At 30.7% G+C, this 9,783-nt stretch carries 14 protein-coding genes, 2 pseudogenes and 1 riboswitch; all 16 genes and pseudogenes read right to left on the reverse strand.

What is annotated here, in order from left to right:
• A pseudogene (locus Q3V94_RS09520) lies at positions 1 to 232 on the reverse strand (transposase); the annotation flags it as partial.
• A 122-nt stretch (positions 233 to 354) separates the two neighbouring features.
• Positions 355 to 546, reverse strand: a pseudogene (locus tag Q3V94_RS09525) (cob(I)yrinic acid a,c-diamide adenosyltransferase); the annotation flags it as partial.
• Positions 542 to 1,039, reverse strand: coding sequence for an ECF transporter S component (locus Q3V94_RS09530; protein ID WP_008909182.1), 498 nt, complete (start codon positions 1,037 to 1,039; stop codon positions 542 to 544). The gene Q3V94_RS09530 and the pseudogene Q3V94_RS09525, both read right to left, overlap by 5 nt.
• 12 nt (positions 1,040 to 1,051) lie before the next feature.
• Entirely contained in the window at positions 1,052 to 1,750 is a 699-nt protein-coding gene (locus tag Q3V94_RS09535) for a CbiQ family ECF transporter T component (protein WP_008909181.1), read from the reverse strand.
• Positions 1,707 to 2,021: an energy-coupling factor ABC transporter substrate-binding protein gene (locus tag Q3V94_RS09540; RefSeq protein WP_040306405.1), complete on the reverse strand. Its 315-nt coding sequence runs from the start codon at positions 2,019 to 2,021 to the stop codon at positions 1,707 to 1,709. The genes Q3V94_RS09535 and Q3V94_RS09540 overlap by 44 nt, the downstream gene beginning before the upstream one ends.
• On the reverse strand, positions 2,003 to 2,725 hold the full coding sequence (locus tag Q3V94_RS09545) for an energy-coupling factor ABC transporter permease (protein WP_040306403.1): 723 nt from the start codon (positions 2,723 to 2,725) through the stop codon (positions 2,003 to 2,005). The genes Q3V94_RS09540 and Q3V94_RS09545 overlap by 19 nt, the downstream gene beginning before the upstream one ends.
• Entirely contained in the window at positions 2,721 to 3,317 is a 597-nt protein-coding gene (locus Q3V94_RS09550) for a histidine phosphatase family protein (protein ID WP_303527176.1), read from the reverse strand. Before Q3V94_RS09550 ends, Q3V94_RS09545 begins: the two co-directional genes overlap by 5 nt.
• Positions 3,302 to 4,045: an adenosylcobinamide-GDP ribazoletransferase gene (gene cobS, locus Q3V94_RS09555; protein WP_303527178.1), complete on the reverse strand. Its 744-nt coding sequence runs from the start codon at positions 4,043 to 4,045 to the stop codon at positions 3,302 to 3,304. The genes Q3V94_RS09550 and cobS overlap by 16 nt, the downstream gene beginning before the upstream one ends.
• Complete coding sequence (gene cobU / locus Q3V94_RS09560) at positions 4,042 to 4,578, reverse strand: bifunctional adenosylcobinamide kinase/adenosylcobinamide-phosphate guanylyltransferase (RefSeq protein WP_303527180.1); 537 nt, start codon at positions 4,576 to 4,578, stop codon at positions 4,042 to 4,044. Before cobU ends, cobS begins: the two co-directional genes overlap by 4 nt.
• Positions 4,579 to 4,586: 8 nt before the next feature.
• Positions 4,587 to 5,660: a nicotinate-nucleotide--dimethylbenzimidazole phosphoribosyltransferase gene (gene cobT, locus Q3V94_RS09565; protein ID WP_303527183.1), complete on the reverse strand. Its 1,074-nt coding sequence runs from the start codon at positions 5,658 to 5,660 to the stop codon at positions 4,587 to 4,589.
• Positions 5,661 to 5,792: 132 nt separating this feature from the next.
• Positions 5,793 to 5,966, reverse strand: a riboswitch (cobalamin riboswitch).
• A 42-nt stretch (positions 5,967 to 6,008) separates the two neighbouring features.
• The gene (locus tag Q3V94_RS09570) at positions 6,009 to 6,299 is read right to left on the reverse strand and encodes a hypothetical protein (RefSeq protein WP_303527185.1); all 291 of its coding nucleotides are present in this window, start codon (positions 6,297 to 6,299) and stop codon (positions 6,009 to 6,011) included.
• A 30-nt stretch (positions 6,300 to 6,329) separates the two neighbouring features.
• A complete protein-coding gene (locus Q3V94_RS09575; protein WP_303527188.1) occupies positions 6,330 to 7,226 on the reverse strand; it encodes a diacylglycerol kinase family protein in 897 nt (298 codons plus the stop codon).
• 8 nt (positions 7,227 to 7,234) lie between these two features.
• The gene (locus tag Q3V94_RS09580) at positions 7,235 to 8,296 is read right to left on the reverse strand and encodes an HD-GYP domain-containing protein (protein ID WP_303527190.1); all 1,062 of its coding nucleotides are present in this window, start codon (positions 8,294 to 8,296) and stop codon (positions 7,235 to 7,237) included.
• 180 nt (positions 8,297 to 8,476) lie between these two features.
• A complete protein-coding gene (locus Q3V94_RS09585) occupies positions 8,477 to 8,707 on the reverse strand; it encodes a hypothetical protein (protein WP_303527192.1) in 231 nt (76 codons plus the stop codon).
• Between the two features lie 102 nt (positions 8,708 to 8,809).
• A complete protein-coding gene (locus Q3V94_RS09590; protein WP_303527194.1) occupies positions 8,810 to 9,190 on the reverse strand; it encodes a hypothetical protein in 381 nt (126 codons plus the stop codon).
• A 156-nt stretch (positions 9,191 to 9,346) separates the two neighbouring features.
• Positions 9,347 to 9,783 (reverse strand): RNA-guided endonuclease TnpB family protein (locus Q3V94_RS09595; RefSeq protein ID WP_303527196.1); only part of this gene is annotated, 437 nt, incomplete at its 5' end.

The raw sequence follows: 9,783 nt of genomic DNA on the forward strand, positions 1-9,783 counted from the left end.
ATTTTGACCATGCTACATCTGATATGGACTTTGATAGTTTGTTATTTCTTAACATATTCTTAACCTTTAAGTCCTCCAAAATTATAACTTGGTTTTCGTTTATAATTTTAGAGGACAGCTTTTGCAAAAAATCTTCCCTTTGGTTTCTTATCTTCTCATGTATTTTGGCTACTTTCTTAGCTTGTTTCTTAAAGTTACTACTACCTAATTGTTTTTTAGAAAGCTTCCTTTGTTCCTTCAGGTATTTGAGTTTTAGCACAAGATAAGAAAGTCAACATAATAGTCAAAATTATACCTAAAGATATAAATTTAATTTTACTTTTAAACATATTTATCCCTGCAGTTTTAATGTTTTTAATATTTAATTCCTTTTCTTGCCATTACACCCTTCATATAATAATAATGTTTTATTTCTTTCATCTCAGTAACCAGGTCAGCGATATCTATTATTTCCTTGTGAGCATAGCGTCCTGTTAAAATAAGTTCAGTTTTTTCCGGTTTTAACTTTATCAAATTTAAAACTTCATCTAATGAAACCAATCTATAGTTTTTGTTTGATAACTCTATAGATTAGAACAGCTATTAAAGAATTTAAAAAAGATGCAATAGTAAGCGGAATAACTACAGCATAAAATAATGGCCATCCATTTAATGGTAGTTTAAATAAAATTGAAATAGCAGATGCTATCAATGCTGCAATAGGACCATTTAATATTGTAACTATACCAGTTGCTATATATGGATTATACCTTTTATATGTAATAGAAAATACATAAGCAAATACAAACATCTCCAAAGCAATAATAATATGCATAGGTATAGTTAAAGGAAAGCCACTTGTTATTGCTGTAAGTAAGTGCCCTAACAAAGCTACTATTCCACCTAAATAGGGTCCTAAAATTATTGCAGCAAAATAACCTGGCATTGAATCAAAAGCAATTGAACCTTGGATTTTAATTAAAGACCCTATGAAGGATAAGGCAATTAATATCGCCATATAAGTAACTGTTTTAACATTAAATTCTTTAACATTTTTCATCTTATCGCCCCTTTACATGCAATCTAAAATTATTAAATTAATAATAAATATAAAAACTATCAATATCTCAATTAAAAAACTTTTTTTAAAACTAACATCGAAATATGAAAGCTTACCATTAAAACAACGTGAATCAACTGAAACTTTTATTTCTTGCCATTTAAAAAACATATTTTTAAAAAGTAAGGCTCCAATCTTTGCACTTGTTTTAATCATTTTTATATTAGAGTCAAAACCACCCTTTGACTTTGCTGACTTTATCATTATTGAAAGTTCATCTTCTAACACGATTATGAATCTTTCCATAAGTTTTGCAATATCAACTAAATCTATTAAAGCTTTATTTTTAGACATAATAAATAGGATATCATCTAATGGAGTTGTAAATATAAAAAATGTTATCGAAAGAGAATTTATAAATCCTCTGTAACACATTAAATAAAACAAGCTAAAATTTCCATCTATTAAAAAAGTTATGCCGCTTAAAATATAAAATAATGTTAACGAAAAAACATATTTTAAAACTTTTATAATAGGCGTTTCATATTTTAGATGTAGAAAAATTAAAACTACAAAATTGATTAAAAACTGTCTAAAACTATTAAAACATCCATTAAATACTATAATCAAAATGCATAAAATAAATTTTTTTTGAGGAATAATACTTCTAGCTCTGCTGTTCTTTGAAAACAAGATTATCTCTTTTATCATTTTTCTTCCTTCCTAAAACATACCCAATAATGAAAGCTCCACCGGCAGATTGAAGTGCAAAAATCAAACTTTCTATTTCACCTGAAGGGGGCTCAAATATACTGTTAAAATATGGCTTATAATCTGGAGCAACCTCAGATATGACATCCTGCGCCTTATCGTCAGCACCTCCCAAATCTCCTCTTTGAGAACCTATTAGCAATGATGTTATTATTATTAAACATGCTATTAATCCTAACAACCAATTTCTTTTCACTGTTTTTCCCCCCATAATTTAAAACTTTGCCTAGTATTTTCAAATAAATAATCAAAAATTATAACAGTAAATATCCCCTCAACAACAGCTAAAGGAATTTGAGTCAATGCGAAAATACCAAGAAATTTCACTAATGAAGCAAAAAACCCTCCATTATTCGACGGAAATGCAAGAGCTAATTGAATAGAAGTTATAACATAAGTTGATAAATCTCCCAGAGCAGCTGCTAAAAACACTGAAAGCTTTTTATTTTTATCCTTTAAAAACTTATAAATTAAGAATGAAACAAAAGGACCAACTATGCCCATAGAAAAAGTATTTGCTCCTAATGTTGTTAACCCTCCATGAGCCAGAAATATAGCTTGAAATAATAATACCAACATGGATAAAACCGAAGTAACTAACGGACCAAAAACTATAGCACTAAGTCCAACTCCTGTTGGATGTGAACATGAACCAGTAACAGAAGGTAATTTTAAAGCAGAAAGCAAAAATATAAATGCTCCACAAAGGGCCAATAAAAGCTTTGAATCCTTTTCTTTGTTTGAAATTTCTATAACCCTTTTCATTCCTAAAAATATAACTGGAAATGAAATAACAAAATAAAATATCGCCCATTTTATAGGCAAAAATCCTTCTGAAATATGCATTGCATGAACAATACTTGAAATTTGAAATAATAAAAACAAAGTTAAAAATATAATTTTTCGCATTTTAATCCCCCCTATATGGAATAATTGATTTTACATTAAGGGCCTTAATATATGTAAAATCATCATGAATAGATATGATAGTTATAGATGCTGGGTCAACTTGAAACTTATAAAATAAATTTATATCATTAAAGACATAACATAAAAAACATCTTATTACTCCTCCATGGGTAACTATTAATAACTTTTTATTATTCATATCTAAAGATTTTATAAATTCTTCTGTGCGAATATATAAATCCTTTAAACTTTCGCCATTTGGAATTTTATAGTTTACAAAATCCTTGTTCCATTCCATAACTTCTTTTTGAAATCTTTCAAGAATGCTATTATAACTTAGTCCCTCAAAAATACCAAAATTTATTTCCCTTAATCTTTCATCGATCTCAAAGGGTCCTGTAAATAAAATATTTGCCGTTTGAATGCATCTTTTTAATGGACTAGATATACATTTTTCAAATTTTATTTTTTTTAAATATGGTTTTAAAACCTTTACATTTGCTATCCCCTTCAAAGACAAATTGCAATCTGAACTCCCTGAATAAACACCTAATTCATTATCTTCACTTTCTCCATGTCTCACTAAATATAAATCCACTCTAACACCACCCATGACAGAAGAAGAACTATTTCATTTAATTCTATAGAAGCCCCATAAATATCTCCTGTTAATCCTTCTATCTTTTTATAAGATAATCTCATTACCAACAGAGTGTTTAAAATTCCGATAATTAACAATATAAAAAACCTTGAACCAGCTAAAACAAAAGATAATATTCCAAAAATAACCACAGAAAAAATAAAATAAACTTGCCTATCCCTCCCTGTAAATAAACTTCCGAGTCCGTCTTTTCTTGCACTTTTACCATAAGTAAATAAAAACGAAGTAAACAATCTTGCCCATCCCAAAGCTAAAATTAAAGCGAATAATGAGCTTTTTGTCGATAAATTTTTCAAAATAAGAAATTTACTTAAAATATCAAAGACAATCGCAATAACTCCAAAAGTTCCTACTCTACTATCCTTCATTATATCAAGGATTTTTTCCTTATCCCTTCCTGAAAAAAAACCATCACATGTATCTGAAAGACCATCTATATGTAATCCTCCAGTTATAAAAATCCATAACGCTAAGGAAAAAAAGGCCTCTAATTCTTTATTAAATTTATTTATCATAAAAGGAATATTAATTATCATCGCAATAATTGCCCCAACAAAGGGAAAGAAAAAAGTCATCTTTTTAATTGTTGATTCATTAAAATCGACTTTAATATTTACTGGCAGCCGAGTCAGAAACTGTAGACTTAAAATAAAAGCTTTGATCACTTTATTTTAAGTGGAATACCTAAAAACACAAGATAAACTTCATCTGATATAGCGGCTGCCATCTGATTAACCCTTCCTTGAATGTCCCTAAACACCCTTGCAATATAATTTTCTGGAACAACTGACATCCCAACCTCATTAGTCACCATAATTAAATCACCATCTATTTCACGAATCCTTTTTATTAAGCCTACAAGTTCCTTCATAACTTTATCTTCTATCTCCTTTTGTTTAATATAATCAATTATTTCTAAATCTTTTGTTACATCGAACATAATATTTGAAATAAGATTTGTTAAGCAATCAAGCAAATAATATTTTTCACTTCCAACTGCATCAACTAAATTATATGTTCCTTCAAAGGTTCTCCAAGTAGCATTTCTTCTTTTTTTATGTAAATTTATTCTCTCATCCATCTCATCATCAATAGCTCTCATAGTAGCAATATAAACAACATCATTCTTATTCTCTAAAAGTTTTTCTGCAAAGGTGCTTTTTCCTGATCTTACACCTCCACTTATTAACCTTATCAAAATATCACCTACTTTTCCCTTATATCTATTAAAAAGTCATTTACAATATTTGCCTCTTCAAAAGTTCCCATCTCATTGACTATTGCAAGTGCTGCCTCTATTATCATAAAGGCTAATGGACATCCAGAGCCCTCACCAAGCCTCATCTTTAAATTGATCATCGGCTCTAAACCTAATTCCTTCATCATATATACTGCTCCCGGCTCTGCTGAAAGATGGGATGGAAATATGTAATCCTTAACTAAAGGGTTTAACCTTACAGCACAAAGTGCAGCTGCTGATGAAATAAAACCATCAATTACTATAGGAACTCTGTTTTTTGCTGCAGCCAGGAAACAACCTGTTAATCCAGCAATATCAAATCCTCCAACCTTTGAAATAACATCAATAGGATCATTTCTATCAGGTTTATTTGTTTCAAGGGCCTTCTTAACAACATTAATTTTATTTTTATGCTGCTCATCAGTAAGACCTGCCCCTTTACCTACTACAATATCCGGAGACAAACCTGATAAAGCACACAGAACTGCAGCAGAAGTTGTAGTATTGCCTATCCCCATTTCACCTGTCCCAAGAAGATCAACACCATCCATAACTAGCTTGTCTACTACTTCAATCCCAACTTCAACAGCTCTTATAGCATCCTCATAGCTCATAGCAGCTTCTTTTGCAATATTTTTTGTTCCATAAGCTATTTTTTTGTTTAATATTTTAGGATTGTTAAAGTCAGCATCTACACCTATATCTACTATTGTAAGGTCTGCACCCGCCTGTTTTGCTAAAACACATACACCAGTTATTCCTCTTGTAAAATTTTCTGTAACTACTTTAGTAATAAATTTTGGAGCACAACTTACACCTTCTTCAACAACACCATTATCTGCAGCCATTATAACTATATTTTTCTTTTTTACCTTATTGTGAAGTTTACCCGTAATCCCTGCAAATCTAGCTCCTATTTCTTCTAATATCCCCAAGCTACCAATAGGCTTTGTTAAATTGTCAATGTGCTTCCACGCCATCTCAACTGCATCCTTATCAAGAGGTTTGATATTATCAAGAGTTGTTTTTAAAAGTTTCATGTTATCCTCCTTTTCTAAAAAAATGCTCCCAACCTTCGTTGGGAGCTTTTATACATAAAAAAGCCTACCAAAGGGTAGGCTTAACTTCATATAAATACTTGTATTTAACTACGCCATTCCCTTCCCTCCGAAGGATTAGCCAACATCAAAGGCAGGTCTCCTGGCTCACGGGTCCTCCTCCTCCAACCCTTCCCAGTTTCCCAGTGGGTATTGGATTTGTCGCCGTATACAGTAGCGGGGGCTGCAGCGGATTTTCACCGCTTTCCCTTTTAAGCTCCTAAGAGCACCCTTGACTGAAATATTCACTTTTAATTTTATTATAGTCTACTTTTCTGAAAATTTCAATATTTAAATTGCTGTTTTTCTTGACTGATACATGCTTGAAACCGTCCCTAATATATCATGAACAAAGTTTGAACCTCTGCTCACTAAAATACCCGTAAGAATATTGCCTATATAATTTATTTTTGTCAATCCAAGATAAGTAGAAAAAATATCAAAGTCAAAAATAATGCACATAAAAACTGAAACTAAAATAGCTCCTATCCTGTCGATATTAAAATACTTATCCTTTTTTATCATCTTTAAAGTTTCCCATATGGCCTCTGTAAAGATGGCGATTATTATAATCTTTTCCATATAATCAAACCAAAACTTGCTCTTTTACATTTATATTTCAAAAGATTCATCTTTATTCTTGGGTAAAACAATATTAATAAAATCTTTATAAAGCTCTAAATTTGCTTCATTAGTCTCTAAAGTTTCTCCATCTATATTAATAAAAAATTTTTTATCCGCCTTAATAGTTAATCTTTTTGTTTTAAATATTGTTACTTCCTTTAAACTTGTATGATTACCCTTTATGAATTTATATAAAATAGCAATTATTTTTAGCTTATTTAAATTTTTTATGTGACACACATCAAAATACCCATCCCTAATATCCGCATCTGGTGTTGGAATCATTCCGCCTCCGTAATATTTGCCATTGGAGGCGGTAATCAAAAGAGTATTAGCCTTAAAAGAAACATCATCGAGTTTTATGTTAAAATCTATCCCTTTATAACTTGCTAAAGTTTTAAATAGGGCATTTAAATAAACAGTTTTTCCTGGAACAGATTTTTTTATTCTCTGAACCCTATGGGCAATCTCTGCATCAATACCTGCACTTGCTATGTTAATAAAATATTTATTATTGCATTTTCCTATATCTATACTCTTAACTTCTCCATCAATAATAGTCTTAAGAATATCATCTATGTTAAGGCTTGGATAAATTGTCTTTGCAAAATCATTTCCTGTTCCCGCAGGGATAACTCCAAGGATAGCCCTACTTCCTGCTATTCCGTTGACAACCTCATTTAAAGTTCCATCCCCGCCTACGGAAACAATTTTATTAAAAGAATTCGAAGCCTCCCTGGCAATAGTTATCGCATCCTCTGGTCCCTTTGTGTAGGCAATTTCATAATCTTTTTTTAAAAATTTCATCTTTTCTTTGATTTTCTCAAATACTTTTAATGCCTTTCCATTGCCTGCCTTTGGGTTAACAATAAATAATATACTCATAAAATCACCTAAAAAATTATGTTTTCTATACAAACATTAATTTTCTCCACCAAATTAACATCATAGGGTTCTATTTCTTTGCCTTCTTCATTTTTAAATATTCTTACCCTTGGTCTGTCGGGGAAACCCTTATTTTGTCCAATTACATAGGCATGGCATCCATTTGAAAGCTTAACTTCAATTCCTAATGGATATACACAAAAATGATTTCTAAAAAGGTCAACAATTTCCGGATCAAAAAACGTTCCAGAGGAAGCTAATATAAACTCATAGGCCTCATTTGGGGGAAAGGCCCTTCTATATATTCTATCACTAATTAGAGCATCATAAACATCACTAACACAGGCTATCCTTGCATACTTTGATATTTCATTTCCTTTAAGCCCATAAGGATAGCCCTTTCCATCATATCTTTCGTGGTGTTCTAATACTATACTTTTTCCTCTTTCATTAATGCTATTCATACTTTTAATCATTTCATAGCCTATTTCAGGATGCGTCTTCATTACATCGTATTCTTCTTCAGTTAACTTACCATTTTTGTTTAAAATGCTTTGGGGAATCTTCATTTTTCCTATATCATGAAGAAGCGTCCCTGCTCCTAAATCTATTAGCATTGCCTTAGAATAAGCCATTTGAACTCCTAAAAACAAGGAAACAACACATGAATTTAAAGAATGAACAAAAGTATAGTTATCATAGGTCTTTAACTCAGTTAAATACATAAAATTAACTTCTTTATTGTCTATCAGATATTCCACAAGCTCATTTATTGTCTTTAATGTTTCCTTAAAATCTCCATTATTAACATTATGCACCCTTGAATAAACCTTGTTAAGGGCTTTTACTGCCTGTGTTTTAATTTCTAAAAAATGCAAATCCTGACCTGGTATATCTGATAAATTCTTGTCCTTTATGTAAACATACAAAATACCTAAATCCATTAGCTTATTTATATACTTTTGTGTTAAAACTACGCCTTCCCTTAATAAAACATTCCCCTTAGCGTCTATGATGGTTTGGGATAGCACATCACCTGGGCTTACACTAAAGATGCTGGTAAGTTTCATAGTCCACCTACTTCCAATGTTAAATTCTATTCTCCACAATTCAAAATTTTATACTAAAATTTGCAATGTTTCAACAAAATTTGATGTTTTAGGCATAAAAAATGGAATAGGTAGCCGTTTCATATCCTATGTAAAACTTTTTTTGACATAGAAACAAAAAAATAAGACCTACAAAGAGGCCTATTGATTAAGGACTTTCTTCAAATCGTTCATGAACTTATAAGTTTCTTCAACTTTGTAAAATTCTTTATCAATTTCTGAGATGAAATTAAGGATGGTTTGTTGAGTTGATTCAATAGAATCAAGTTTTGAATTAATTGAATTTAGTTCTTGATAAATAGGCTTAAGTTTTTCATTAAGTTTTTCATCAAGCAGTTTTTCAATGGCTTTTAAAAGAATTTCGTTTTCCATATCAACACCTCTGAAAAGAAAGTGATTTAATTATATCATAGTTTTCAGGGGTTGAAAAGAACCATTAAGAATGATGGAGTAAGTATGAAGGATTTATATTGTTCAGAAAAGGCTTTTTATTTTAGGTAAATATTCGTCCTCTCCCTTTTCATTATAAACATATCCACATACTCCACATCTTGGTGAATTCTGGCCTTCAATTATTTCATAAATTATTTCATGATAACAATTGCTTCTATCGTTTTCAATACATTCTTCACAATAGTAATTGCTACATTCATAGCAGTAAAATCGTGCTTTATTTCCACACTTAGAACATTTATATTCTTTTGGATTATTTCTTGCCATTATCTCAATTCTACTGAGCTGATATCCCTTTTGCTTGCCTAAAACCTTTATTGTAATATGCGTTGTGTCACCAAAATCATACTCATAACTAAAAGTTAGTCCTTCGCGCAATACATTTTTTATTTTTACATCCATACTTTCATATTCTTTTTCGAAAATTAAACCATATTCATTTGCACTTTCTACTTGAACCTCCCACGACTAAAGTCGCAGGATTCCTGCTTCATCGACCTCGTAACCTACTATCTCCACAGGCGTTAATTCGGGTAGTCCCTACCCTACTGTTTTTACTTATGCTATGCCTAATATCCTCTTTCCTTCTTTTAATATATTTTTACTTGCATTTACATCTCTATCGTGAACTTTCCTACATATTGGACATTCCCACTCCCTTACGTTTAAGTCTTTTACTTTTTCATTTTTATAACCACATTCATTACATATTTGACTTGATGGATAAAACATATCTACTTTTACTATTGTTCTTCCATACCATAATGCTTTATATTCAAGCATATTTACAAATTTTGACCATGCTACATCTGATATGGACTTTGATAGTTTGTTATTTCTTAACATATTCTTAACCTTTAAGTCCTCCAAAATTATAACTTGGTTTTCGTTTATAATTTTAGAGGACAGCTTTTGCAAAAAATCTTCCCTTTGGTTTCTTATCTTCTCATGTATTTTGGCTACTTTCTTAGCTTGTTTCTTAAAGTTACTACTAC

It is taken from the genome of Caloramator sp. CAR-1 (genome assembly GCF_030546345.1).
GTDB lineage: Bacteria > Bacillota > Clostridia > Clostridiales > Caloramatoraceae > Caloramator > Caloramator australicus.

What these genes read in the sequence shown, in the direction of transcription:
- Q3V94_RS09570 (WP_303527185.1), bottom strand. Translation starts at nt 6,299, where the DNA reads ATGGAAAAGATTATAATAATCGCCATCTTTACAGAGGCCATATGGGAA.
- Q3V94_RS09540 (WP_040306405.1), bottom strand. Translation starts at nt 2,021, where the DNA reads ATGGGGGGAAAAACAGTGAAAAGAAATTGGTTGTTAGGATTAATAGCA.
- Q3V94_RS09590 (WP_303527194.1), bottom strand. Translation starts at nt 9,190, where the DNA reads ATGGATGTAAAAATAAAAAATGTATTGCGCGAAGGACTAACTTTTAGT.
- Q3V94_RS09585 (WP_303527192.1), bottom strand. Translation starts at nt 8,707, where the DNA reads ATGGAAAACGAAATTCTTTTAAAAGCCATTGAAAAACTGCTTGATGAA.
- Q3V94_RS09535 (WP_008909181.1), bottom strand. Translation starts at nt 1,750, where the DNA reads ATGATAAAAGAGATAATCTTGTTTTCAAAGAACAGCAGAGCTAGAAGT.
- Q3V94_RS09580 (WP_303527190.1), bottom strand. Translation starts at nt 8,296, where the DNA reads ATGAAACTTACCAGCATCTTTAGTGTAAGCCCAGGTGATGTGCTATCC.
- cobT (WP_303527183.1), bottom strand. Translation starts at nt 5,660, where the DNA reads ATGAAACTTTTAAAAACAACTCTTGATAATATCAAACCTCTTGATAAG.
- Q3V94_RS09575 (WP_303527188.1), bottom strand. Translation starts at nt 7,226, where the DNA reads ATGAGTATATTATTTATTGTTAACCCAAAGGCAGGCAATGGAAAGGCA.
- Q3V94_RS09530 (WP_008909182.1), bottom strand. Translation starts at nt 1,039, where the DNA reads ATGAAAAATGTTAAAGAATTTAATGTTAAAACAGTTACTTATATGGCG.